Annotated in this window: 22 protein-coding genes; 7 read left to right on the top strand and 15 right to left on the bottom strand. The window is 56.7% G+C overall.

Annotation, left to right across the window (positions count from 1 at the left end; all coding sequences use genetic code 11):
* The first annotated feature begins 2 nt into the window (after nucleotides 1-2).
* Both GTO91_RS08760 and GTO91_RS08755 read left to right on the top strand, forming a co-directional pair.
* The gene (locus tag GTO91_RS08760) at nucleotides 3-1,010 is read left to right on the top strand and encodes a transketolase family protein (protein WP_161257927.1); all 1,008 of its coding nucleotides are present in this window, start codon (nucleotides 3-5) and stop codon (nucleotides 1,008-1,010) included.
* Between the two features lies 1 nt (nucleotide 1,011).
* Nucleotides 1,012-2,166, top strand: coding sequence for a RuBisCO large subunit C-terminal-like domain-containing protein (locus GTO91_RS08755; protein WP_161257925.1), 1,155 nt, complete (start codon nucleotides 1,012-1,014; stop codon nucleotides 2,164-2,166).
* 147 nt (nucleotides 2,167-2,313) lie between these two features.
* On the opposite strand, the gene GTO91_RS08750 is transcribed toward GTO91_RS08755, so the two are convergent.
* Entirely contained in the window at nucleotides 2,314-4,851 is a 2,538-nt protein-coding gene (locus tag GTO91_RS08750; protein WP_161257923.1) for a hybrid sensor histidine kinase/response regulator, read from the bottom strand.
* A gap of 146 nt (nucleotides 4,852-4,997) precedes the next feature.
* Nucleotides 4,998-5,678, bottom strand: coding sequence for a ZIP family metal transporter (locus GTO91_RS08745; protein ID WP_161257922.1), 681 nt, complete (start codon nucleotides 5,676-5,678; stop codon nucleotides 4,998-5,000).
* Between the two features lie 285 nt (nucleotides 5,679-5,963).
* Between GTO91_RS08745 and GTO91_RS08740 the strand changes: the two genes are divergently transcribed.
* The gene (locus GTO91_RS08740) at nucleotides 5,964-6,593 is read left to right on the top strand and encodes a DUF3793 family protein (protein WP_161257919.1); all 630 of its coding nucleotides are present in this window, start codon (nucleotides 5,964-5,966) and stop codon (nucleotides 6,591-6,593) included.
* Between the two features lie 49 nt (nucleotides 6,594-6,642).
* Here the strand turns inward: GTO91_RS08740 and GTO91_RS08735 are convergent, their stop codons facing one another.
* The 9 genes from GTO91_RS08735 to GTO91_RS08695 all read right to left on the bottom strand — a co-directional run bounded on the left by GTO91_RS08735 (nucleotide 6,643) and on the right by GTO91_RS08695 (nucleotide 18,729).
* Nucleotides 6,643-8,019, bottom strand: coding sequence for a 4Fe-4S binding protein (locus GTO91_RS08735; protein WP_161257916.1), 1,377 nt, complete (start codon nucleotides 8,017-8,019; stop codon nucleotides 6,643-6,645).
* Nucleotides 8,016-8,654, bottom strand: coding sequence for a hypothetical protein (locus tag GTO91_RS08730; protein ID WP_161257913.1), 639 nt, complete (start codon nucleotides 8,652-8,654; stop codon nucleotides 8,016-8,018). The genes GTO91_RS08735 and GTO91_RS08730 overlap by 4 nt, the downstream gene beginning before the upstream one ends.
* 336 nt (nucleotides 8,655-8,990) lie before the next feature.
* Entirely contained in the window at nucleotides 8,991-12,110 is a 3,120-nt protein-coding gene (locus GTO91_RS08725; RefSeq protein WP_161257911.1) for an efflux RND transporter permease subunit, read from the bottom strand.
* A 42-nt stretch (nucleotides 12,111-12,152) separates the two neighbouring features.
* A complete protein-coding gene (locus GTO91_RS08720; RefSeq protein WP_161257908.1) occupies nucleotides 12,153-13,373 on the bottom strand; it encodes an efflux RND transporter periplasmic adaptor subunit in 1,221 nt (406 codons plus the stop codon).
* A 250-nt stretch (nucleotides 13,374-13,623) separates the two neighbouring features.
* Complete coding sequence (locus GTO91_RS08715; RefSeq protein WP_161257905.1) at nucleotides 13,624-14,721, bottom strand: hypothetical protein; 1,098 nt, start codon at nucleotides 14,719-14,721, stop codon at nucleotides 13,624-13,626.
* A 195-nt stretch (nucleotides 14,722-14,916) separates the two neighbouring features.
* Nucleotides 14,917-15,759 carry a cytochrome c3 family protein gene (locus tag GTO91_RS08710; protein WP_161257902.1) on the bottom strand — a complete coding sequence of 281 codons (843 nt, stop codon included), beginning with the start codon at nucleotides 15,757-15,759 and terminating at the stop codon, nucleotides 14,917-14,919.
* Between the two features lie 11 nt (nucleotides 15,760-15,770).
* Complete coding sequence (locus GTO91_RS08705) at nucleotides 15,771-16,343, bottom strand: hypothetical protein (protein WP_161257899.1); 573 nt, start codon at nucleotides 16,341-16,343, stop codon at nucleotides 15,771-15,773.
* 230 nt (nucleotides 16,344-16,573) lie between these two features.
* Nucleotides 16,574-18,046: a sensor histidine kinase gene (locus GTO91_RS18635; RefSeq protein ID WP_161257897.1), complete on the bottom strand. Its 1,473-nt coding sequence runs from the start codon at nucleotides 18,044-18,046 to the stop codon at nucleotides 16,574-16,576.
* Nucleotides 18,047-18,048: 2 nt separating this feature from the next.
* Nucleotides 18,049-18,729, bottom strand: coding sequence for a response regulator transcription factor (locus GTO91_RS08695; RefSeq protein WP_328793763.1), 681 nt, complete (start codon nucleotides 18,727-18,729; stop codon nucleotides 18,049-18,051).
* Nucleotides 18,730-19,007: 278 nt separating this feature from the next.
* On the opposite strand from GTO91_RS08695, the gene mntA reads away from it, so the two are divergent.
* Entirely contained in the window at nucleotides 19,008-19,424 is a 417-nt protein-coding gene (gene mntA / locus GTO91_RS08690) for a type VII toxin-antitoxin system MntA family adenylyltransferase antitoxin (RefSeq protein WP_161257890.1), read from the top strand.
* Nucleotides 19,414-19,740 (top strand): type VII toxin-antitoxin system HepT family RNase toxin, encoded by a 327-nt coding sequence (gene hepT / locus GTO91_RS08685; RefSeq protein ID WP_161257887.1) that lies wholly within the window; start codon nucleotides 19,414-19,416, stop codon nucleotides 19,738-19,740. Before mntA ends, hepT begins: the two co-directional genes overlap by 11 nt.
* Nucleotides 19,741-19,794: 54 nt before the next feature.
* Here hepT and GTO91_RS08680 read toward each other — a convergent pair whose 3' ends face one another.
* Nucleotides 19,795-21,027, bottom strand: coding sequence for an MFS transporter (locus GTO91_RS08680; protein WP_161257885.1), 1,233 nt, complete (start codon nucleotides 21,025-21,027; stop codon nucleotides 19,795-19,797).
* Between the two features lie 504 nt (nucleotides 21,028-21,531).
* Between GTO91_RS08680 and GTO91_RS08675 the strand changes: the two genes are divergently transcribed.
* Complete coding sequence (locus GTO91_RS08675) at nucleotides 21,532-21,723, top strand: hypothetical protein (RefSeq protein WP_161257882.1); 192 nt, start codon at nucleotides 21,532-21,534, stop codon at nucleotides 21,721-21,723.
* Nucleotides 21,724-21,725: 2 nt separating this feature from the next.
* Nucleotides 21,726-22,097 (top strand): hypothetical protein, encoded by a 372-nt coding sequence (locus GTO91_RS08670; protein WP_161257879.1) that lies wholly within the window; start codon nucleotides 21,726-21,728, stop codon nucleotides 22,095-22,097.
* A gap of 102 nt (nucleotides 22,098-22,199) precedes the next feature.
* Here GTO91_RS08670 and GTO91_RS08665 read toward each other — a convergent pair whose 3' ends face one another.
* The 3 genes from GTO91_RS08665 to GTO91_RS08655 all read right to left on the bottom strand — a co-directional run bounded on the left by GTO91_RS08665 (nucleotide 22,200) and on the right by GTO91_RS08655 (nucleotide 24,324).
* Nucleotides 22,200-22,811, bottom strand: a complete 612-nt coding sequence (locus GTO91_RS08665; RefSeq protein ID WP_161257877.1) for a protein rhiA — start codon at nucleotides 22,809-22,811, stop codon at nucleotides 22,200-22,202.
* 38 nt (nucleotides 22,812-22,849) lie between these two features.
* Nucleotides 22,850-23,467 (bottom strand): protein rhiA, encoded by a 618-nt coding sequence (locus tag GTO91_RS08660; RefSeq protein ID WP_161257874.1) that lies wholly within the window; start codon nucleotides 23,465-23,467, stop codon nucleotides 22,850-22,852.
* Between the two features lie 308 nt (nucleotides 23,468-23,775).
* Nucleotides 23,776-24,324 (bottom strand): NADH peroxidase, encoded by a 549-nt coding sequence (locus GTO91_RS08655; RefSeq protein WP_161257872.1) that lies wholly within the window; start codon nucleotides 24,322-24,324, stop codon nucleotides 23,776-23,778.
* Nucleotides 24,325-24,414: the final 90 nt, after the last annotated feature.

Raw genomic sequence — 24,414 nt, 5'->3', positions numbered from 1 at the left:
CAATGGAAATCCTATCGAAGGTTCACGCCAAAAACCTGATCCGCTGGGCCGAGTCCAAACCGGAGGTGCTGGTCCTCTCGGCAGACCTCACCAGTTCCACCGAGATCGACCTCTTTCGCGACACCTTTCCTGACCGGTTCATCTCCCTGGGCATCGCCGAACAAAACATGCTCAGTTTTGCCGGCGGGCTGGCGCGGGAAGGGTTCCGTCCGTTCGTACATACCTTCGCCGTCTTCATCTACCGCCGCGCTTTTGACCAGATCGCCATGTCTGTCGCCTACCCCAACCTGCCTGTGCGCATGTTCGGCTTCCTGCCGGGCGTCATGACCCCCGGCGGCGCCACCCACCAAGCGATTGAAGACATCGCCGTCATGCGGGCCTTGCCCAACATGACGATCCTTGAATGCGGCGACGCCACCGACGTGGAGTCGGTCCTCGACGTGGCCGACAGTGTCAACGGACCCGTCTATGTGCGCATGCTGCGCGGGGAGATTCCCCGGCTCTTTCACGCGTCAGACCGGATGCGGTTCGGGAAGGTCCGCACGATCACCGAAGGAACCGACATCGTCTTGTTATCGAGCGGCATATGCACCGAAGAGGCGATGCGGGCCGTCAAGGTCCTGCAAAGCCGGGGCCTTTCGATTCACCACATGCATGTGACCACTTTGAAGCCCTTCAACGATCCGGCTGTGCTGGAGGCCATCTCCCGGACTCGCTGCGGCGTGATCACCATGGAAAACCATACGGTCGTCGGCGGGTTAGGCACAATTGTGGCCGAGACGATGGCGGAGGCGGGCCTGGGACGCCGTCTCGTCCGCATCGGCATCCCTGACACCTTCCTCCACGGCGCCAGCAAGCCCTACTTGATGAAAGAATACGGCCTTGACGCGCTGCGCCTGATTGCAGCGGTGGAGCATTTGACCGGCGAGCGCTTGAACATCTCCGAGAGCGAGTTGGCGGAGACATACCTGGCGCCGGTCCACAGTCTGGCAAAAGCGGAGGCCCTCTAATATGGAGAAGCGCGCGCGTTTTTCCGTCCTTTACCGCCTCACCGGCGATGAAGCGACGGCATTGAACAAGGCCAAGGACATCTGCCTGGAACAGAGCGTCGAATTCCCCGGCGATCTGCTCCCCGAAGGGTTTATCCGCGAGCATATCGTCGGACGCATCGAATCCTTCGGCCCGGCAACGGCGTCTCATGAGACGGCTCCCGCCTATCACGCCAACATCAGCTTCGATGTGGAGACAGCTTCCGGCGAGTTGACCCAACTGCTCAATGTGATCTTCGGCAACATCAGCATCAAGCCGGGGATCACCGTGGAATCGATCGATCTTCCCGATAGTCTGCTTCGCCAATTTCAAGGTCCCCGCTTTGGACGGGAGGGCCTGCGCGAGTGGCTGGGTGTGCCACAGCGCCCTCTGCTCTTCACCGCCCTGAAGCCGATGGGCCTTTCCTCGGAAGAACTCGCCAAGATGGCCTACCAGTGCGCTCTCGGCGGCATCGACATCATCAAAGACGATCACGGGCTGACAAATCAGGTCTTTGCGCCCTTTGAAGAACGGGTGAGCCGCTGCGCCGAAGCAGTGGAACGGGCCAACCGCGAGACAGGGCAGCAGTGTGTCTATGTGGCCAATGTCACCGCGCCCATGGATCAACTGATCTCCCGAGCGCGCTACGCGAAGGCGGCCGGGGCGAAGGGCCTGATGGTCGCCCCGGCGCTGGTCGGGCTGGACGCGATGCGGCTGTTGGCCGAGGATGATGAGATCGCGCTGCCGATCTTCAGCCACCCCGCCTTTCAGGGCAGTTATGTCACGTCACCGGGAAATGGCATCGCCCATCCGGCATTGTTCGGACAGATCACCCGGCTGGCCGGGGCAGACGCCGTCATCTACCCCAATTTCGGCGGCCGCTTTTCCTTCAGCCGCGCTGAATGCAAAGCCATCGCCCGTGGAACGGAGATGCCGATGGGGGCGATCAAGCCGATCTTCCCCTGTCCCGGCGGCGGCATGAGCCTGGAAGCCATCCCCGACATGCTCGATGTCTACGGTCGTGACGTCATTTTCCTCATCGGCGGCGGGCTCTTCCGGCATGGACCGGATCTGACGGAAAACTGCCGGTACTTCCGGCAGCTTGTGGAAAGCACGCTCGTTTCCGAGATCGCTTAGCCGATACGCGGCGTTGAGGCGTTCGCTGATTCACAGTTCTTTCACCCTGACCAGCAAATCCAGCAAAAGCAAAGCAATTCACTGAAAAAGCCCCTGGCGTCAACCATTGGTTGTCGCTCAGGGGCTTCATAGTTGGCCCATTCCGGTTCACTGCCCGAAAATCCGCGCCACCTCAGAGAGCATTTGCTCTTTCTTCACCGGTTTGCGTAAGAACCCGGCGCAGCCTGACTGACGAACGCTCGCTTCTTCCTCCTCCAGAACGGAAGCCGTGAGCACGATGACCGGGATGTTCGACAATTCTTCATCGACCTTGAGGATCTGCAGCACCGCGAATCCATCCATGACAGGCATCTTCATGTCGAGGATGATCGCGTCAGGACGGTGCTTTTCTGCCAGGTCGATGACCTCTCTGCCGCTTGCGGCTTCGATGAATCGAATGCCATGGGGCTCTAAGAACTCCCGCACCAGCTTGCGGTTGGCCGCTTCATCGTCGGCAACCAGCACGAGGCGATCGGGGAAACGGACATCGGATCGCGCGACAGCCGCCTGCGCCTCGGAGGCTTCTATCACTTTCATCACTTCCACATCGCGCAGTGTCACCTGGAAAGCGCTCCCCTTGCCCAATTGGCTGGTCAAGGCGATCTGGCCGTTCATCATCTCGACGAGGCGCCGGGTGATCGTCAGCCCCAGTCCGGTGCCGCCGTAGCGCGCATCCTGTCCCACCTGTTGCACAAAGGCCTCAAAGATGGCTTGTTTCTGCCCCTCCGGGATGCCGATGCCGGTGTCTTCGACGGTTACGACCAAATCGAGTGCGCCATATGCCTCGCCTGTCTCACCATCAATATCTTTATCCCTATTCCTGTCCATATCTCTGTCCCTATCCATTTGCCTAGCCTCATCACCGGCGACTCGATCACCGGCGACTCGGGCGGTCACTTTGATCGACCCCTGATGGGTGAACTTCACGGCGTTGCCGATCAGGTTGAAAAGGATCTGGCGCAGGCGGATCTCGTCGATCAGGACGAGCTTCGGGACGGCCGGATCCGTCTCCACGATGAACAGCAAGCCCTTTCTCTCCACCTGGCTGGCAAAGGCCCGCTGCATCTCCTGGAACAGCGCCCCGAGATGAACAGGGCGGCGCTGAATCTCCAGCTTGCCTGCCTCGATCTTGGACAGATCGAGGATGTCATTGATGATGCGCAGCAACGTCTCCCCGTTGGAGGAGATGTACTCGAGGTAGCGCCGTCCCTGTTCATCGGCCACATGGTCTTCAAGCAACTCGGAAAAACCGAGGATGGCGTTCATAGGGGTGCGGATCTCGTGGCTCATGTTGGCGAGAAACTCTGATTTGGCCTTGACGGCGAGGTCTTTTTTCTCGTTCGCCGCCACCAGTTCCAGGTTCTTTTCCTTCAGTTCCCGCGTCCGTTCAGCCACCTTCTGCTCCAGGTGGGAAAAGAGTTCCCCCAGTTGCCGGGCCATGGCGGTGAAGGCCTGACCCAACTTGCCCACTTCGTCGTCTCGTTCGATGGCCGGGGTGTATCCCCAGTTACCCCGCCCATACTCGCCGGCGGCGATGTTCAATTCCCGGATCGGGCGGATCACCCAATGGGAGGTCCCCACGCCCACCAGGATTGCGATGAACAAGCCAATCCCGATGAGCATGTAGGTGGCCCGCGTGTTTTCCTCGATATAGCCCATAAAATCTTTTTCCGGGACGATGACGACGATCCGCCAATCCAGGCCGTATTCACGGAAGGGCAGCACCTGCGCGAAGATGCGCTCCCCGTCGAGAAGGAACTCGACTTGCTCGCGCGCTTGAATCGCCTTCAATGAGCCAAAGCGGCTCTCTAGATAACGAGCGGCTTTCCGGAGCATGGGCGCATCGGCATTGACGGCCTGGATCCGCTCCATCTGGCCGTCTGTAAGCAAATAGGGCTTTTCCATGGCCGAAGCAGCGACCAGTTTGCCGGAAGGACAGACGATGAACGTTTGGCCCGTTTGTCCAACTTGTAGGCTTTGCAGAAACCGGTTCAATCCGGTCAAGATGTAATCGACGCCAAGGACGCCCATCAATTCGCCGGAAGGCTTGTAAAGGGGGTGGACGGCAGTGATCGCCAGGTCCTGGAAGACGAAATGCCGGTAGATTTCGCTCCAGCCGGGCTGGCCCGTTTTTTCGCCGGCTATGTACCAAGGCCGCTTGCGGGGGTCGAAATTGCGGAAGACCTCTTTCAATTCCCCCGCTTCGCCATTGGGGTTCACAGAAAAATAGTGGGAGTTGTTGCCCGTGGCGTCACTGGCCAGCACCAGTTGGATTTCACCGGCAAGGTTACGTCGGGCGCCCATGAATTCCCCACGCGGCGTGCCGATGAAGTTCATAGCGACCTGCGGAAATGCCTGCTGCTGCCTGAAAAAGTATCGTTCCCGCATCGGCTTGTTTTGGATGTCCAGCAGGCCCGTCTCGATGGCGTTGGCGTTGATCCGGTTGACCAGCATGGGGACTTCCATATGCGTTTTCAAGTGTTCATCAATCCGGTCGGCGATCTCTGTGCGCAGTTGGGCGGTCACATCCTGGATCGCCCGCTCACTGCTCTTGACCGACAGCCAGGCGACCAAGCCGACAGCCAGGAGCAGTTGGAGGATAAAGGGCACAATGAACACCGCCCGCAGGGGGACTTTTCGCAGCATGGTCAACTCCTCCTCATGAAAAACCCTAGCGAAAATCTTAGCGAAATTCTGGCGAAAAATCCCCGGCGAGATCGCGGCAAAGTCCTGACAAAGAACAGTGATTGACAAACGCTCGCTTTGTTGAAAGCCCAGTCGTCTGCCTCTCTTTATCCCAGCGCCGTCCCCAACCCCATCATGATGATCACACCGGTGAGAAAGGCGAAGGTCGCTTGTTCCTCAAAACCATGGCCATGGGTATCAGGGATCAGTTCGCGGAAGGTGACATAGAGCATGGCGCCGGCGGCAAAACCGAGGGCGACGGGCAACAGCCCCTGCACTTGTTCCACAAGGGCATAGCCGGAGACGGCGAACAAGGGCTCCACCATGGCGGCGGCGAAGACGAAAGAGAGCGCTTTCCAGCGGTTGACGCCCTGCTCCAGCAGCGGGGCGACGATCACCAGCCCTTCCGGCATGTTCTGCAAGCCGATGGTCAGCGCCATCAAGAGGCCTAATTTGTCCCCTTCGGCATAACCGACACCGACGACGAGACCCTCGGGAACGTTGTGCAAGGCGATGGCCGCAAAGGTCAGCCAAGCCAACCGTCCGCCTTCCGGCAGGAAGCGCAACAGGAGAAACAGGAGTCCGGCGCCGATGAGCATCCCGGGGGCGGCCAACCAAAAGTTCGGCGTCTGCTGCAGCAAGGCAAAGGCTGCCGTCACCATCATGCCCGCCGCCAATCCCAATAGGATGTCCCGCAACCGGTGTGTCACAGTGATAAAGAAAAAGGGCAGCGCCCCAAGCACCGTCATCATCGCCGCCGCCAAGGCCGGCAGCAACACCTCTGTCATAGCGACCGACTCCTCTGATCACTAGATATTGCTCAAAAACCCCCTCGCGGCGAGGGGGTTTTTCCATTGTCCATATGTGGCGGTTCGTCAAATTCTCCTCACTCTCGATTATAAATGAACGCGCCCATTTCCACAATTCCGACCTCCCCATCATGTCGCGCGGTTCGACCGATATCCACTGGCGAATAGAAAAGTCTACTTGAAATTGAAAATCATTTTCAGTTAAAATGATGGTAACAGTCACTTGTCGGATCTCGATCATGCCGTTCGTGGGAGGGATTGCTCATGGGAGCGTCTTATGGTCTATGGAAAGACAGCCTAGCAGAAAAGGACATCCGCCAAGCGCGATTTGAAAAATGGCTTTTTGTCAACCTCTCCAGGGTCCTCTTTGCAGGAAAGGCCGGCGAGTTTATCCGCTTTCAAGAACCCTTCTTCGGAAAAGACATCGCATCAACGCTGAGGCAAGCCCGGCAACTGGCGCGCGATTGGGGTGTGGAAATATTCCTGCTCAAGCGCTGCGAAAAGTGCGCCTGGGTGCTCTTTTACCGTGAGCCGCAGGTCCGGGCATCGTTGAAGCGCTTCGGCCGCCTGCGGCAATACCGGAACAAGCCACTCCCCTGGCCCCTCGATGTGCAACCGTTTCTGTTCCACCTGAAGGGGCGATGGTGCAAAGGCGGCCAACTCCCGCACGAAATCGGCCTCGCCCTCGGTTACCCGCTCAAGGACGTGCTCGGTTTTCTCGGCCTTTCTCCACTGCCAAAAAAACATGTCTGTGAGTGGTGCATTTACGGTGATGTGGCGCCGTCCTTGCGGCTGAAGGAGCGCTTTGACCGGGCGAACCAATGGGCACTCGACTTCGTTGAATCGAGCCGCCTGGAACTGATCCGTGATGAGGCGCGCCGTCTTTCGGCCTAAGCCGAAAACGGCGCGCTCTCCGACAGGAACACGTTTGCAAAAAATCGATTTATACCCGGTGCGCCATCGGCAGTGAGAAGGCGTAGACGTTGATCGCCAGGATCAGGGCCAGGAAGACGATGTGCGGGAGCAACGCCGCCAGTGTTTTTCCCTGCTCTTGATAGTGATTACGGGCGATCCGGTAGGCCGTGTAGGCCGAGCCGGCAAAACCGACGATCAAAGTGAGCATTTGCAGGACATAGATGGTGTCATTGCTCACAAAGGCCATCGACGCGGGCAAGGTCACATCGGTGAAGATGTCCAAGAAGGTGTACCAGACGGCCTTGCCTTCACTGAGCAGGTGGAAGAAATTGTGCCCCATGTGGGCGGCCAGGTCCAAAGGGATGATGGCGTAACCGAAGCGGGTAAAGTTGCGTATCACCGAATCGGACGCGGCTTTCCCGGAGAGGGCGCTCGTCAGATACAGGGCGACGGCGGGAATGGCCATGGCCACCAGGAAGATGGCCGTGAAGACGACGGGATAGCTCGTCGTTCCGAGCAGTTTCTCCGTAAATTGCAGCAGGGCCGGCCAAATGGACAGCATGGTCAGATTCTGCACCAGCACGATGCCCATGACGATGATGGCCAGGAAGGCTTCTTCCAACTTGGGCTTGCTGATGAACCAGAGCTCCTGCGTGGGGATACGGGGGGGCAAGCGGAGGGAACCGTTGGGACAGTTTTTCACGCAGTAACCGCAGAGGTTGCACTTCGTGTTGTCTTCCATCGTGCGCGGGAATTCAAACATCGGGCAGCCGGGCGCTTTTTCAGAGCCCTTATAGCAGGCTTTCGTGGCGCAGTTGCGGCAGATCTCCGGTGTGGCCCGCAGTTCGAGGACCCCGGCGCGGGAGTAATTGCCGGAAAGGCCGCCGATGAAGCAGATGTAGCGGCAGAAGGCGCGCCGCTCCCAGAAGGCGCCGGCAAAGATGACGAAAGCGACGATGATCAGCAGGAGGTAAGCAGAACCGCGCGGCGACTCGACGACGCCCCAGATGTGGTCGGCCCAGGTGATCAAGAGGAAGAAGGCGTCAATGATCCACAGACCGTACTTTTTCAAGAACCAGGGAACAGGTCTTTCAGCGCCAAAGTGCTTCTGCACCAGATCGGATAACCACGAGAAGGGGCAGATGGCGCACCAGAACCGGCCGAAGAGGAAGAACAGCAACGGGATCAGGGGCCACCAGAGCACCCAGGTGGCGGCCGTGCCGAAATTCTTCGACGCAATGGTGGAGCCAAAAAGGGTCACGTAGATGATGAGCGCAAAAACGGTCACAGTGATCCAGTGGAAGACGTGGGGATAGTGGGCGCTTTCAAAGAGGGCGCGAACCCATCGGTTCTGCAAGAGGTTGCGCTTTGGCGAGGTTTGCGGATTAAGTGGTTGCTTGTTCATTCCTCCGCAGCCTCCTTTCGTTTATCTTTCACCCGGATGAGAGTAGAGGCAGTTAACGTGGCCACCACGAAGACCCCGAAGGCGCCGAGAAACCACATGTGCGGCGGCGAAGCCTTCACATCTATCGATGTGAGACTGACGTCATCGCCCTTCTCCCCTTCGATCCGGAACTGCAGAACGGCTTTCCCTTCCTTCTCAGGCACAACCGTCGCTTCGTACTCTCCATTACCGACGGGGCGGGCTGTGATGACGGGCGCCGGTTTCTCACTTTCTCCGTGACCGTGACCGCCTTCTTGGGATACAAATTGGACGGTCACAGCCGTTAGGGCGACGGGCGCATCATCAGCCGATTTTACGACAAAGCGCACTCTTTCCGCTTTATCCAAGGTCCAGGCAGGGGAATTCGGCAACAGGACCTGATATTTGCCATCGCTTTTTGACACCGATTGTTCTTCATAGGCAGCGCCTTTATGGTCGGTTCCGCCGTGAGCGCCGCCATCCCCGTTTGTCACCGCAGGCGCAGGCGCTTCATGGGAACCATGTCCATCGTGCGTTGTCGCCGCCCAGGCATTGCTGATCAGCAACATAGACAATGTGGCCGACATTAGCAACGTTCGTTTTCTAATGCTAAGCATCCTATTCCCTCCGTAAAAAAGATAGATTTTAATTGTCTAATTGATTTATTTTAGAAGTAATTCCCGTACTTCTATTGCTCATTTAAGAATGTTCTCTTCGCATTTGTTCGTTTTGCGCACAACACAAGTTTACATTGAACTTGTGAAGACCGTATGAATTCAAGGTTTCAAATATTGTTTTGAATTAAACACCCTAAGTGGTAAATACATTTAGATACTTGAGAACAGATAGCCCCAGAAAAACGGCAAAAGACCCCGTCGGCTTTAATACCGCTCGGGGTCTTCCCAATTTATTATTCGGGTTTCAGGACTCGTTTTTTATAGGCTGGATAATGCTCAAACCCCTTCTGCCGCCTTCTCCCGGCTTCGCTTCTTGAACAGCCCTGACCATCCCTCCGTTGACACCTTGTCTTTCCAGCGGTGCAAGGCGATGAAGATGATCGGGATGATGATCAGGGTGAAGAAGGTGGAACTGAGCAGGCCGCCGATGAGCACCCAGGCCATGCCGACGCGGTTTTCAGCGCCTTCGGCAATGGCTAAGGCTGTCGGCAGCATGCCGAAGACCATGGTCATCGTCGTCATGATGATTGGCCGCAAGCGCGTCTTGCCCGCCTCGATGATCGCTTCTCGCGGTTTGAATCCCCGGTCCATGAGGGTCAGGGCGTAGTCGAGCAGCAAAGTGCCGTTTTTGGCCACCAGGCCGTCCATCATGATGATGCCCATCATGGAGAAGAGGTTGAGTCCGTTCTTCGTCAAGGCCAAAGCCACGACAGCGCCGATAAAGCCGAGGGGCAACGAGAACATACGGATAAAGGGCGTCAGGAAGGATTCATAGAGCACGACGAGCACCATGTAGACCAGGATTAGGGACAGCGCTAAGGCGCTCAGCATCTGGCTGAAGGTGTCGTTCATGTTCTGGGCCTGGCCGGCCATCTTGATCGAGTACAGGGGGTCGAAGTTGCGGGCATTGATCTTCTGTTGCACCTCGGTGATGAACTCCTGCAGCGGTCGGTCGTTCAGGTTGCAGGAGATGGTGATGGCCCGCTGCTTGTCGACGCGGCGGATGGATCGCGGTCCTGTGCCCTCTTTGAACTCGACCAGATTGCTGACGGCGATGTTCTGGCCGCCGACGGTGACAGGGATGCTCTTCAGGTCCTGGTTGCTCAACTTGTCGCCGTCTTTGAAGCGGACATTGATGTCGATCTCATCGCCGTCTTTGCGGAAGACGCCGGCGGTGCTGCCGCTGACGCCGGTCTGCAAGGCCGTGGCGATGTCGTTCAGGGAGGCGCCATAGTACTTGGCCTGCTCCCGGTTGATGACTGTCTGGATCTCCGGCTGGCCGAGGCGCCAACTGGTGTTGACATCCTTCGACCCCGGCGTGTTGCGCAGGATGTCCATGACCTCCTCGGAGATGGACAACAACTTGTCCTGGTCCGATCCGAGGATCTCGATCTGCACGTTTCCGCCGCCGGCGCCGCGCGGGCCGCTGCCGCCGGGGAGCCCGGCGATGGAGGCGGTGGCTTCACTCACCCGGACGACGCCGGGCGGGAAGTTCTGCTTGCTCCAGTTGCGCACGTCATCGGCGATCTCCCAGACGGTCCGTTTCCGGTTCTTCTTGTTCTGCAGCTTTACCTGGACACTCCCCTGGTTGCTGCTGATGCGCGATTGGACATTGTCAACTTCCGGAATGGTCTGGCAAAACTGCTCCACCTTCAGGGTCTGTTTGTCTGCCAACTCGAAGGGTGTACCGATGGGCAGTTCGACGGTGACGCTGAAGCTGCCTTCATCGGTCTTCGGCAGGAACTCGGCGCCGACGACCTGGAAGGGATAGATGAGACTCATGGAGGCGATAAAAAGCGCCAGACCGCCGGCGAGGACCTTTTTCGGATGGGCCAGGGCGCCATGGAGGAGCACTTCATAGAGGTTTTTGAACCGTCCCCCGAACCGGTCGACACGCTCCCAGATGGGGTGATGCTTCTCGTCGAAACCTTTTTTGTAAAGCCGCGAAGAGAGCATCGGCGTGACCGTAAAGGAGACGAATAGGGAAAAGAGGGTGGCAAAGACGATTGTCAGGCCGAACTGGCGGAAAAACTGCCCCACCATGCCCTCCATGAAGGCGATGGGCAGGAAGACGACGACGTCGCAGAGGGTGATGGCGATGGCGGCCATGCCGATCTCGCCCCGTCCATCCCTCGCCGCCGTCTTGGCGTCTTTGCCCATGGTCAGGTGCCGGTGGATGTTCTCCAGGACGACGATGGAATCGTCAACGAGGATGCCGATGCAGAGGGCCATACCCATGAGGGACATCATATTGAAAGAAAAGTCGAAGACGTACATGACGAAGATGACCGAGATAAGCGATGTGGGAATGGCGATGAGCACTGTCAGCATGGATCGCCATTCCTTCAGGAAGAAGAGCAGTGCGAAGGCCGTCGTCAGGATCCCTTCGAAGATGCTCATCTGGGTGTTGTTCAGTGCCTTTTGGACATAATCGGAAGCGTCGTTGGCCACGTAGATGGTGACACCGGGGAGTTCCTTGCGCAGCTTCTCGATCTCGGCGTTGAGGCCTTTGCCCACATCGACGACGCTGATGTCACTCTGTTTGAAGATCTCGATGCCCACCGATTCCTCGCCGTTGAGGCGGGTCATGTTGCGGACTTCTTTGATCTGCTCTTTGACGGTGGCGACGTTTTTCAAGGGGACGGCGGCGCCGTCGCCGCTGGGGATGGCCAGGTTCTCGATCTCTCTGACGCTCTGGTACTCGCCCAACAGCCGCAGGTCGTAATCGCGCTGGCGATAGAGCTTGCCTGCCGGTTTGTTGGCGTTTTCTGACTTAATCTTGTTGACGATGGAGTTTAAAGAGACGTTGAAGACGGTCAACTTCTTGGGGTCCACTTCGACGGCGATCTCCTTCTGCCGCCCGCCGTAGACCTCGATCTCGGAGACGCCCTGGACGCGCTTGAGGCGCTCCTGAATCATCTCGTCGGCCAATTTGTAGGTTTCCAGTTTGGACAGGCCCTCGCTGCTGACGCTCAAGGTCATGATCGCCTGGGCGTTGAGGTCCCGCTTGATGACGACCGGGTCGCTGGCTTCGTCGGGGAGACGGCCTTTGACGGCATCCACCTTTTTGGTGACATCCAGCGCCGCCTGGTCGGGATCAGCGGACAGGTCGAATTCGAGGATGACGAAACCGGAGCCCGCATTGGCCGTGGCGGAAAGCTTCTTCAGCTTCGATACGGAGGAGACGGCCTCCTCGATGGGTTCGATGACTTGCTTCTCCACGTCCTCGGCGGCGGCGCCGGGATAACTTACCTGCACCGTCACGAAGGGCGTATTCATGGCCGGCAGCAGTTCGACGCCGATGCGGTTGAAGCTGTACAGTCCCAATACGACGAAGAACAGGACGATCATGCTGATGCCCGCCGGTCGTTTTATGGAAAAATCGGTGATGTTCATGCGTTCCCCACCCTCGCGCTTAGTGATGTGAGGCTCATTTCGTTACTGCCCCTGACGCGGCGCGTTCTGGGAACTTCCAGCCGGTTTTTCCTGGGGCTTGGCCTGCTCCTCACGGACAGCCACGCCGTCTCGCAATGCCTGCAGGCCTGTGGTAATCACTTTTTCGCCCTCGGCCACCCCTTCGGTTACCTGGGTGAGCCCTTCGTCTACCTTGCCGACGGATACCTTACGCTCGACAGCCTTGTCCCCATCAAGTATGTACACAACTTTTTGCCCTTTCCGCTCCACAACTGCGTCAGAGGGGACAGTGAGCGCATTCTCCAGGCGCTGCGTCGTCACAAGGATCTCCGCATACATGCCTGCCTTCAGCAGGTCATCGGTGTTGTCGACAGACACCCAGACTGGGTATGTTTTGGTCTTGGCGTCGGCGGAGGGGCTGAGCTTGGTTACTTTTCCCTTGAACGGTTTGGGCGATGCTGCGGGAACCCGCACATCTACATCCAGGCCTAGCTTGAATTGATTGATGTCGGCTTCGCTGACACCGGCGTTGATCTGAACGGTCTGCATATTGATGACGACAAAAGGCGCCGTGCTGGCCGAAACAGATTCGCCGGCATTGACGTTCTTGCTGGCGATGATACCGGAGATTGGGGAAAAGACGCGGCTGTTCTCCAGATCCACTTCGTTTTGTCGGATGGCAGCCTTGTTTTGTTCCACACTAGCCTGAGCAGCGGCCACAGAGGCGGCGTTCATGTCATAGTCTTTTTTGATCGAATCATGGTTCGTCTGGGCGGTGTCGTATTGGGACTGTGATGCGGCGCCTGACTCAAAGAGCATCTTTTGCCGTTCCAGATTGCGCTTGGCTTCATCCAACTGAATCTGGGTCTTTTCCAACTGCGCCTTGGCGCGCTCCAGATTGGCTTCGCCGGCGGCCAACGCTGCTTTGGCTGCGTCGAGTTTGGCCAGGATATCGCTGTTTTCCATTTGGATCAGCGTTGTCCCGGCGCTCACCCGCTGGCCCACATCGCCGTAGACGCCGGCCGCCTTCCCCGAGGACTTCGGGACCACATTGACGGATTCACTCGGCTCGATTTTTCCGCTCAAAGTCACGGTGCTGGTCAAAGTGGCCCGCTTCACCGGGACCGTTTTGACCGAAGTGACCGCGCTGGCAGCCGAGGTCGCTGGCGCGTCCGTCTTCCCGCACGCCGTTGTCAAAACCATCGTGGTCAAGCATACGGCGAGAACAACGTTTCGTGTCCGCAAGTTATTCACCTCAAGAAATAATCTTGTCTCGATTATACAACTGAGATGTCAAGATCGTAACAAGTTGGAAAAATTAAATTTAAAAGTCAAAGTGAAAAAAGCCGGCAGGCTTACGGAGACGCGCCCCTTGGGGATGACCACTAAAAAGAAGTAAAAACAAAAAAAGGGAAAAAGCGACCGCAGGCGGGAGTCCCGCCTTGTGGCCGCATCGTTCGTTTGATTTCCCCTCGCTTGGAGCGGTGGAGGGACGTTATTTCATCCCGGGGCGACCGCCGAACCCTTTCCGGCTCAGCATGTCATCGACCCGTTTTTCCAGATTGGTTTTGGCTTGCTCAGCTTTTTCCGCCGTCAGTTTGCCGTCGGCCACCGCTTTGTCGATATCGGCTTTGGACGACTCGATGAGCTTGGCTTTCAAGGTTTCCTTGGCGACGCCTTTAGCTTGGGCGACTTCTTCCAGGGACTTGCCTGCTTTCAGTTCCGTTGTCAGTTCATCCTTGGTCATCTGCAACAGGTCGGCAGCGACTTGGAAGTGATTCGAACCGGCGAAACCGCCAGGAGCGCGGAAACCGGCTTTGTCGCCGGGCTTCTTGTCGACGGAGGCCTCAATGCGTTTTTTCATCGCTTCCTTCATCTGAGCAGCCTTTTCCGCCGTGATCTTGCCGTTGCTGACGGCCTCGTCCAGTCGAGCCTGGGCGGCGGCGACCATCTTGGCAACCAAGTCTTCCTTCGCGACACCCTTCGCTTGCGCGATCTCCGCCAGGGACTTGCCGGCTTTCAGTTCGGTCTTCAGTTCGTCCTGGGTCATCTTCAACAGGTCAGCAACCTCTTGACCGGCAGGACCGGGGAAACCGGCTTTGTCTTTCGCCATGTCGCCGAACTTTTTGTCGGCTCTATCAACGAATTTGTCGGTGTGTTTTTTGTCGACGGCGGCTTCGATTTGTTGTTTCATCGTTTCTTTCTTCTGGGCGGCCTCCTCGGCGCTGAGCCTGCCGCCGGCGACGGCTTCGTCCAGGCGGGCCTGAGCGGCAGCGACCATCTTGGCGATCAGGTCTTCCTTGGCAATGCCTTTGGCCTGCGCGATTTCCGCCAGTGTTTTGCCGCTTTGCAGCTCCGTTTTCAAGGCAGCCTCATCGATGCCGATGATGGCGGCGACGCCTTGAAACCCCCGGGCGAAGTCCTGTCCTTTGAAGCCGCCCCGGCGTTCCTTGCCGAACTTCTGGAAAAACGAGGGCTTGCTGTTGTCGCTGGTTGTCGTCGTATCGGTGGCTGCATAAGCGATGACGCCGCCGCAGAGGAGCGCTCCCGCCACGCTGGTGGCGACGAGGGCCTTTTTCCAGGATCCGATCATGGTAACGCATCTCCTTTTTCCCTTTGTTTCAGTCGAATACCCTCCCTTTCCGCAGGGCTGGGCATCGGTCGGTCATCCAACTGTCTCACCCGTGAGAGGTCTTTCTGGTTCGATTTCCTTTGACACCTTTACTTTACCAATCGAAGCTGAAATTACCCTGAAAGATCCGTGACTGTTTTGTGAACTGCAAAGGATTTAATGGCTGTGGAATTCCCTATAATCCCGACTGCGTCGCCCATCCTCTCTTCGATAGATCCTGTCATCCTCTCGAAGGGACCTGTCTGAGCGATACTCCCCATTGGGTTCTTCTTTGAACCGGTCTGTTCGGAAATCTCCAAAACTATCGGCGCCATCTCGCCGGGACCGCTCCGTGAAGCTCCGCTTCCCGTTATGACATTCAACGCAGTTCTCGATCCTGGCATAGTTGGATGTATGGTGTTCGCGAAGCATTTCGCTTTCACTGTGGCAAGACACGCAGGTATAGGTCTTATAGTCACCGCCAGGGTGGCACTCCGCACAGGAGAGTTGGTGGTCGCCAGTAAGCCGAAAATACTTGCTATGGTCAAAGGTGGCCGGTTTCCACGCCTCCACGCTGTGGCAGGCGGCGCAGTCATTCCCGAAGGCGTCTTCATGGTTCTTCGGCCCTTCGTGACACTCGGCGCAACGCTGTTTGATGTCAGCCATGCTGTGATCGAACTGGGCGCTCGCGGTCGCCGTCGCGCCTCGGTGTTCCCGATGGCAGGTCATGCAATCATCGCTTTGCTTTTTCTCATGAAAGCTCAGCAGATCCTTGGTCATCTGAAGGGCCATCTTTTCACGGCTGTGACAATCAGCGGTCGCGCAACTTTCAGATGTCACCTTGGTCCAAGGGCGGTGACAGTCGGCGCAGCCTGCCACGTTTTCTGCATGGGCCTCCGACAGGTGGCCCGGCGAGTAGAAGGATTCTGGCAACATATGTTCTTGCAGGCTGAAGGCGACGGCGCAGACAGCGATCAGCGCGAAGGAAAGAAGGATGATTTTTTTTATCCCTGGCGTCATGTCCGCTCCCCTCACCAACCCCTGTAGTAGACGGCCGAAACGATATGCAGTGTCAAGGCGAGCGCTAGAGTGATGTTCAAGGGAAAATGCACCCGCCGCCACCCGGAGAGCAGATTCTCCCCGGCGATCACCCAGGCCAATTCTTCCTCCGCCTCTTCCCTGCTGTTCCCCTGCTCCAGCAGCGCCCGTTTCGTCGCCGCCAGCTTCTGCTTGATATAAAAGTGGAGGAAGTATCCAATCTGCCCACTGATCATGACAATTAAAAAGACGATGAAGGTCATCCAAGGCACGAGGGCATGGGTTCTTCCACCTACGTGAATGCAGATCAGGAGGTTTCCCAGCACTGTCAGTACGACATGCGCCTGTAGCCAAAAAACCATGCGACCAGGGAACGCTTTATACCGTTTTTTGATCGAATAGCCCAAGGCAAGGAGCACCATCAACGTGCCTGCGATCCCGGCCCAGTAGAGGGCGTGGAGCCAGCCGTTTCGGTGCAATTGGTCGCCGAGAACATATCCCAGCCACCAGAAAACAAGAAGCCCCGCTCCAGACCAGGTGACCCGCCAGATCAATCCCGTTATCACTCGATGCCCCCCCATAAACGCATTACCCCCATACTTTACCTGGAAAAACTGAAATTGTTCTGAAAGGGACGCTTCACCCATCCGATCATTTACATCCACTACATTCACTGCGCGCCGCCATTGCTGGCGCAAACAGTCCAATCACATGCAGAAACCGCCTCTGCCATCCAAAAAGAGGATGGGCAGTGGGCGGTTTCATGTGGTCGCAGAAATGTCTGCTCCGCGAAGCTTTAATGGTTACTATTCAGCGCAACAACGGCGCGTTGCTCTTTTACCGGCACAAGGACAATAAAACTGCTCCCTTTGCCCGGCGCGCTTTCCACGCGGATCGTCCCGCCGTGGGCCTCGACGATCCAGTGGGCGATGCTAAGGCCGAGGCCGACACCGCCGGCTTGCCGGGAGCGGCCCTTGTCGGCCCGGTAAAAGCGCTCAAAGATGTGTTGCTGGTCCTCGGGACTGATGCCGATCCCCGTATCCTGAACCTTCACTTGCAGGGTATCGTTATGCCCCCCGCCGGCCCGCGCCAGCGAGAGGCTGACCTTGCCGCCTTCCGGCGTGTACTTGACGGCGTTATCCAAAAGGATGCAGAGCAGTTGGGTGACACGCTCCCGGTCGACGAAAACGGGAAGACTCGGCGGTCCGTCCATCTCCAGCGTCAATCCCTGCGCGTTCGCCCGGTGTTGGAAGGTGCGAAACAGCTGTTCCGCCACAGGGCGCAGGTCGAAAGACTCCCGTTGCAACTCCAGTTTCCCCGAATCGGCGCGGGCCAGCGTGAGCAGGTCGCCAACCAGGCGGGTCATGCGCCCGACCTCGTCTTTCATGTCTGCCAGCACCTGCCGGGAAAACTCGGACAGGTTGCGCCCATCGTCAGCCTCGATCACATCGATGGACGACTGGAGGATGCTCAAGGGCGTGCGCAGTTCGTGGGATGCGTCGGCGACAAACTCGCGCTGGCGATGAAAGGAGTGGATGATCGGCACCATGGCTCTTCCGGCCATGTAATAGCCGGCGCCAGCGGCCAACAGCAGAAAGAGGATCGACAGGGCGCCCAGGACAAAAAGCAGGCGGTAGAGGACATGGCGGGAATCGCTCACATCCATGCCGGCATAGACCATTCCGGCAAACCGGCCGTGGTCGAGCACCGGCTGCGCCCCCAGCAGGATGTGCAATTCGCTTCGGTCTTCTTCGGAAAAATGGGCGCCTCTCGTCTCGAAAGCGGCTGGTCTCCACTGCTGCACCGCTTCCATGATCTGCGGACGCAGGGCGGGATACTCATCGACGCTGCGAAGCACGGTTCCCCGCTCGTCAAGCGTGAGCAGGAAGACGAATCGGTTGCCGCCGCGCTTCGCCCCATCGGCGTCATCGTCGAGTTTGTCCTCGTCGTTGCCTCTTGCGGCGTAGTCGGCATACCCAGAACCGACAGCGTCCCGCTCCCCTTCAGCGCCGTCGCGGAGCGGCGCATATCTTCTTTCCCGCTTTTGTTCCACCGTCACATCGTTGGGACCGCGCAGACGAGCCCGTCGCTTCATCTCATTCAACTGCTGATCAGCGACCCTGGACAGCATCATTTTCATCTCCTGCCGCTCCTCCTGCTGGAGGATGGAGTGCAGCAGGCCGTAGGTGATCCCGGTAAAGGCAACCAGGATGACGATCATCAACGCGGCATATCCCAGGGTCAGGCGCGCGCGGATCCGCGTAAACACGGCTATTCCTCCAGTGTGTAGCCAACGCCCCGGATGTTGTGAATCAACTTGGCGGCGCCGGGGGGTTCGATTTTTTTGCGCAGCAATCGGATATAGGCGTCCAGGGTGTTGTCGGTCACATCGGCGTCAAACCCCCAGACCCGCTCCATGATCATCTCGCGGGGAAGCACCTGTCCCTTGTTCTGCACCAGCAGATCGAGCAAGGCAAACTCGCGGCTGGTCAGGGTGATCTCCTCGCCGCCGCGCGTCACCGAGTGACGGTTGCGGTTTAAAACCAGGTCGGCCACCTGGACGATCTCTTCCTGCAAGGGAACTTTGCTACGGCGGGAAAGCGCCCGCAGCCGGGCCATCAACTCAGCCGACGCGAAAGGTTTGACCAGGTAGTCGTCAGCGCCGGCGTCCAGGCCCTGCACCCGATCCTCTACGGCATCCTTGGCCGTCAACATGAGAATCGGGCACTGAAAACCGTCCTGCCGCAACTGGCGGCAGAGGGTCACGCCGTCCATGACCGGCATCATCCAATCGAGAATGAACAAATCATAATGGGACGCCTTGGCGTAATGATAGGCGTCGTCGCCGCGCTGCACCCAGTCGACCTCATGGCCTTCCCTTTTCAGCATGTGGTCGATCAGTTTGCCCAGCCGCTGGTCGTCTTCGGCCAGCAAAATGCGCAATGGAATCACCTCATACCCCCGGCGCTCGACCTCCACAGCCGCGATAGGTTGCGGCAGGTCGGTTCTTCGCCGTTCGGGTTTATCTTCCCACTTCACCATAAGACGAAACAATGAAAACGGGCTGAAAAAGGTCAATGATGGGGATGCAAAATGATGAATGGAGAATGGCGTATACCAAATAAGTAAATCGGGAGAAAATCGTCTCTCCGATTGATTACAATATCAGGAAAATGATATGATAATGTTATATAAGATTTTCAATCAACATACCGGACGGGAGGCTTCCCATGGCAACCTTCTCTTTAGAAGCCGAAAAGTCCTTGATTATCTCCATATTGAAAGAAAGGCTTTCGCCAATTGCGATTGTCTTGTTCGGTTCGGGAGCGAAGAACCGACTGGGCCCGGAGAGCGATATCGATGTCGCTTTTCTCGCAGACAGGTCCTTGGATGAACTTGCCCTTTTTCGCCTTAGTCAGGAATTGTCCCTCTCGCTGAATCGCGATGTGGACCTCATCGACCTATCGACGGCTTCTACGGTGTTTCAAGCGCAGATATTGTCTACAGGCCAGGTCATCTTCTGCCGTAATAGTGAACGACTGCTCGCCTTCCATGCCTTAACACTGAAGAAATACGCCCGGTTGAACGAGGAGCGCCAGTGTATCTTTGATGCCGAAAGAGAGAGGATGCGCGCCCATGATTCCTGATGTAGCCTGGAACAAACGCGAAAGCATAGAACGCTGTTGGCGGCGCGTTCAAGAGGAATACGCCCAGAACCCGGACAATTTGACCAATTACACCAAACAGGATGCCATCGTGCTCAATATCCAGCGCATGTGCGAGATCGCCATCGATATGGCTGCCCATGTAATCGCCGCGCGTGGATGGGGTCTTCCTAAAAACAGCCGCGAGATGTTTGAAATCCTTCATCAACAGGGTATCATTGATGAGCATTTAGTAAAAGCCCTGAAAGGGATGGTCGGTTTTCGCCGGATCGTCGTGCAGTACATCGAAAAAGGTTGATTCATCGGAAAAACGCCGCCTGAACAAATCCGTTCTGGCGGCGTTTCTCATTTATTACGACTGACTGCTCAGTTCCTTCCCCACAGCCGGCAGATTATACAGAGGCAGGATAAACAGAAGCCCCACGAAAAAGCACGCCCCAGCGGCGATGTACAAGGCGACAAGAGGGAACCACTGCTTGAGCAATCCCGCTGCCGACATGGTGACGACCATCGCACCGGTGAACAAGGGGTTGAGGATGCCGTTGACGCGACCGACAAAATCCGTCTCCGTGTTTTGCAGGATCATCGTATTGATACCGGTGACGATGCTCGGGAGCGAAAGCCCGCTGAGCAGGTGAGCCAGGATAGTCAGCCAGGGCACAGTCGACACCCCGGTGATCACCATGCCGAGGGCGTCGAAAAACATGCCCACGACGAGCAGTTTTTGCGGCGCCAGCCGGCTGGCCAGGTTCATCGTCAAGAAACCGCCCAAGATGGTGCCGATTCCGTAGGCGGTGAGCAGCCACTGCAAGCTTTCTTTGGCCAGGCCCAACCGTTCCGTCACCAGAAACACGCCTAATGGCTGAATCACGCCGAGGCCCAAGCCGGCAGCCAAAAAACAGGCGCCTAGCAGGGTCAGCGACCGATTGGCCAGGACGTAGCGGACACCCTCGACCATCTCTTTGCGCACCGCCGACTGGATCCGCGTCGTTTCGTGCGGATCCTTCTCCGGCAGAAGCACCAGCAGGGCTGCCGCAGACAGCAGGAACGCCAGCCCGGTGACAGCGAGAGAGAGGTAAATCCCGAAAGCCTGAAAGATAAAGGTCCCCAGGATCGGGCCAAAGACCATGAAAACGGAAAAGACGGTCTGGTACAGGGACATGGCTTCCTGCACCTGGTCGCCGGCCACGTGCAGTTTGAACAGCTTCAACCCAGAGGGTTGCGAGAACTGCGACAGGATGGCCGAAAAGAACATGGAGAAAAAGACGGCCTGCCAGGAGCCGGCCATCAGGGTCAACAAGACGGCGAAGACCGACAGGGCGCTGAGAAACTCGCACCAGATCATGGTACGCTTCGGCCGCCAGCGGTCGGCAAAGGTGCCGCCGATAAAGGAAAACAGGAAGATGGGCGCAAACTCGGCGACAGAGACCATCGAGACGGCGAAGGGGTCCTCCCCGGTCATCTCCACCACATAGAGCAGCACGGCGAAATTGCGCACCCAGATCCCGATCTGAAGAAAGACACCGGAGAGCAGGATCGCCTGCACCACGCGGTTGCGCAACAGCGCAAGACCCGTTTTGGACATAAATAAAGCCTCCTGATCCGTTTCTGGACAGGAGGCGATGCGGCAAAAAGATCATAGCCCCGGTGACGCCACCGGTTGACATGTACCTTTTGGTTAAAAATGCGCGCACGAATCCTATCCAGAAACAAGTTCTTTTTCGAGAACCATTGTTTGCTTTTGATAGGATTAGAAGCGCATCAAGGTCATCCTCTCATTTTGACTAAGATGTAGCGTAACCGATTTCACGAATCAAGTCAAGCGAATATGGTCAATTTCCAGGCCAACCCGTGGCATTTCCTTCCGTCATGATTCAGTCGCGCCGTCTGCCAAAAAAGGCATTCTTCCAACCAATCAGGCCTTGCGCCAATCATCGATTGACATAAAAAGCATGAGATCATAGACTGAGATTGTCAATATAAGGATGCCCATTCAGCCCTCTCCTCTGTTTTTCATAGCCGAGAAGAGGGCTTTTTATATAGATAATTAGGCCGAAGTTCATTTCAATGATTTTTAAGGAGGTAGCCTATGAATCATCGTACCAACCTGTTCAAAGGAGTTTTCCAGGTGATCGCCGTCGCCGCCCTGCTGGCGGCGCCGACGCAGGCGGTTTTTGCCGACGAAAGCGCAACGATTCGATACTTTGACGAGGTCAAAGGCAATCAACCCCTCCTGACGGCTTTCTTAAAAGAGATCTGTCCAGCAATGCCGGCATCCTGAACGTGGCCGGAGACCGGCATCCTCTCCCCCTATACCGCAGAGCCGGCGTCCCCATCACGCTGAACACCGACGATGAAGGGATCAATCGCAGTAATCTGACGATGGAGTACGTAAAAGCGGTCAACGATTTTCAGATTTCCTACCGCGAGTTGAAAGAGTTCGCCCGCAACAGCCTCGAATACTCCTTCCTGCCGGGAAAAAGCTTATACATAGACCGGAACTACAATTTGCTGCAACCTCCCTTCGCCGGAATCCGGCAACCGGGCTGGCATCCCAATCACGAGGCCGAAAGGATGATGGCCGAATCTGAGAAATTGACTGAGCAGGTTCGCTTGGAGCGTTCCTTGTACGAGTTTGAAGACAGGCGCCACTAAACATGATCGCGAAAACAAAAGATGGGGGGTCTCCCCCCCCACCACAGGCTGCTGACACTGTCAGCGGCTTTTTTTACACCTAGACCCCACTTGTGAACCGGCTTATTTCACATCCATCAGTTCCCAAGTGTTGTCCTCTTTTAAGGTGACCGCTTTTTTGTAGCTGCCGGGGCTGAATTCGATCTTCGCCTTGCTGGTGATTTCCGTCAGGTCGAGCACTTCTCCCTGCTCATAGTTGCCGAAGGTGATCCAGTAGTTGGGATGGGGTTTGAAGAAAAGGTTCATGTTCGGCTGCGCCTGTTTCACAAAGGTTCCGGAACCGGACATGCCGATGCCGACAGCCGCTTGCTTCAGCGGAACCGTATAGTCTTCCGTCAATTGCAGCACGCCAGACTTGGCGCCCCTCGTCAGGTTCTTGAAGGTATAGGCGCCGTTTTCCTTGCAGAACGTAACCGAGTTGAGGTTTTGCAAGTCTGCATCCCATGTCTGGGAAGCATCGAAGACAACGCCGGGGACCAATTCGCCGGTTTCATCCCAGATAAAGCTGTAATTGATCTCCCAGGTAAAAGTCATCGTCGTCGTCGGGAAAGCCGCTTTGGAAAACCACGCCAGCGACATCACATCGGGACCCAAGGCCGGATTGGTCTGGTAGATGCACACTTTTCCGAAGTTCGTCGAATTGTTTTTGAACACCACTGAGTATTTGGTCGCCATGAGAATCAACCTCCCGATATTTTACTGTTCAATCCCGATCAAAGCGCTCCCGTATTATCGGTGATTTCCCAGGAGTTGTCGTCTTTCAGAACGGCGACCATCTGGTAAATGCCGGGACCGAACTCGATCTTGGCCTTGTTGGTGATCTCCGTCACGTCAAGGACTTGACCTTGGACATAGTTGCCGAAGGTGATCCAGTATTCCGGATGGGGCTTGAAGAACAGCGTCATGTTCGGCTGGGCCTGCTTCACGAAGGTTCCGGCCCCGGACATGCCGATGCCGACGGCAGCTTGCTTGACAGGGACCGTGTAGTCCTCCGTGATCTGCAACATGCCGTCCTTTTCTCCCCGGACGAGATCCTTAAAGGTGTAGGCGCCGTTCTGCTTGGTGAAGGTGATTGCATTGTTGTTGGACAAGTCTGCATCCCAGGTCTGAGAAGCGTCGAAGACGACGCCCGGCACCAGAACGCCGGTTTCATCCCAGATGAAGCTGTACTTGATATCCCATTTGAAGGTCAATTTGGTCGTGGGATGAGCGGACTTGGAAAACCAGGCCAGGGACATGACGTCAGCATCCAGTTCCGGACAAGTCTGATAGAGGCACACAGTCCCGAAATTCGAAGAATTGTTTTTGAACACCACAGAGTACTGGCTCACCATCATCATCCTCCATCGTTTTTTGTTTACGATCGATCTGCTAAGAAACCCAGTTAAGCAGATAAAACACTCTTAATGCCGACCTACCACCTCCATTTATCCATAATTGGAATTTTTTTCATGCAACCCAATTGTTAATACGTCTAGGGCAAGAAATCATTTCAAACCCATTCTTTTTTATAAGCTATCATGCAAAAAAGGTCGGCTCCACCGCTATCAGGTGAATCCGACCTCTTCCATATCAAAAAAGAGGGACCCGGCCTCGGTTTTGCAACCGGGCTTGGTCCCTCTTCCTTTCGCTAGTATGATTACTTCCCGAAGCAGCGATCCAGCAGGCCTTTGAAGGCGGCGCCGTGGCGGGCTTCGTCCTTGCACATCTCGTGGACAGTGTCATGGATGGCGTCGAGGCCCAGTTCTTTCGCCCGCTTCGCCAGGTCGAGTTTGCCTTGGCATGCGCCATACTCGGCTTCCACGCGGAGTTCCAGGTTCTTCTTCGTGGAGGGGAAGACGACTTCGCCCAGCAGCTCGGCGAACTTGGCGGCGTGCTCCGCTTCTTCAAAGGCGATCCGCTTGTAGGCCTCGGCCACTTCGGGGAAGCCTTCCCGGTCAGCCTGACGGCTCATGGCCAGGTACATGCCCACTTCGGTGCACTCGCCGACGAAGTTCATTTTCAGGCCTTCTACCACCTGGGCATCGACGCCGGCGGCAACACCGATCCGGTGCTCGTCGGCCCACTTCAGCGCGCCGGCGGCTTTTTCCTCAAACTTGCTGGCCGGGGCCTTGCAGGTGGGGCAAAATTCAGGAGCGGCATCCCCTTCATGGACATACCCGCAGATCACACAGACGAACTTTTTCATGATGTTGTTCCTCCCTTTATTATGTAATAGCTAACGATTACTACTTTCGATATATATTTGATTTTTCCTTCTTGCATGAAAAACTTTTTT

This window comes from Heliomicrobium undosum (genome assembly GCF_009877425.1).
Lineage (GTDB): Bacteria > Bacillota > Desulfitobacteriia > Heliobacteriales > Heliobacteriaceae > Heliomicrobium > Heliomicrobium undosum.
This window is presented reverse-complemented; position numbering and strand designations above follow the sequence as displayed.

Excerpts from the sequence above, each read along its gene's own strand:
- GTO91_RS08725 (WP_161257911.1), bottom strand. The coding sequence starts at position 12,110 with ATGAACATCACCGATTTTTCCATAAAACGACCGGCGGGCATCAGCATG.
- GTO91_RS08760 (WP_161257927.1), top strand. The coding sequence starts at position 3 with ATGGAAATCCTATCGAAGGTTCACGCCAAAAACCTGATCCGCTGGGCC.
- GTO91_RS08735 (WP_161257916.1), bottom strand. The coding sequence starts at position 8,019 with ATGAACAAGCAACCACTTAATCCGCAAACCTCGCCAAAGCGCAACCTC.
- GTO91_RS08710 (WP_161257902.1), bottom strand. The coding sequence starts at position 15,759 with ATGACGCCAGGGATAAAAAAAATCATCCTTCTTTCCTTCGCGCTGATC.
- GTO91_RS08750 (WP_161257923.1), bottom strand. The coding sequence starts at position 4,851 with ATGCTGCGAAAAGTCCCCCTGCGGGCGGTGTTCATTGTGCCCTTTATC.
- GTO91_RS08745 (WP_161257922.1), bottom strand. The coding sequence starts at position 5,678 with ATGACAGAGGTGTTGCTGCCGGCCTTGGCGGCGGCGATGATGACGGTG.
- hepT (WP_161257887.1), top strand. The coding sequence starts at position 19,414 with ATGATTCCTGATGTAGCCTGGAACAAACGCGAAAGCATAGAACGCTGT.
- GTO91_RS08730 (WP_161257913.1), bottom strand. The coding sequence starts at position 8,654 with ATGCTTAGCATTAGAAAACGAACGTTGCTAATGTCGGCCACATTGTCT.
- GTO91_RS08655 (WP_161257872.1), bottom strand. The coding sequence starts at position 24,324 with ATGAAAAAGTTCGTCTGTGTGATCTGCGGGTATGTCCATGAAGGGGAT.
- GTO91_RS08675 (WP_161257882.1), top strand. The coding sequence starts at position 21,532 with ATGAATCATCGTACCAACCTGTTCAAAGGAGTTTTCCAGGTGATCGCC.
- GTO91_RS08665 (WP_161257877.1), bottom strand. The coding sequence starts at position 22,811 with ATGGCGACCAAATACTCAGTGGTGTTCAAAAACAATTCGACGAACTTC.
- GTO91_RS08755 (WP_161257925.1), top strand. The coding sequence starts at position 1,012 with ATGGAGAAGCGCGCGCGTTTTTCCGTCCTTTACCGCCTCACCGGCGAT.
- GTO91_RS08680 (WP_161257885.1), bottom strand. The coding sequence starts at position 21,027 with ATGTCCAAAACGGGTCTTGCGCTGTTGCGCAACCGCGTGGTGCAGGCG.
- mntA (WP_161257890.1), top strand. The coding sequence starts at position 19,008 with ATGGCAACCTTCTCTTTAGAAGCCGAAAAGTCCTTGATTATCTCCATA.
- GTO91_RS08740 (WP_161257919.1), top strand. The coding sequence starts at position 5,964 with ATGGGAGCGTCTTATGGTCTATGGAAAGACAGCCTAGCAGAAAAGGAC.
- GTO91_RS08715 (WP_161257905.1), bottom strand. The coding sequence starts at position 14,721 with ATGATCGGATCCTGGAAAAAGGCCCTCGTCGCCACCAGCGTGGCGGGA.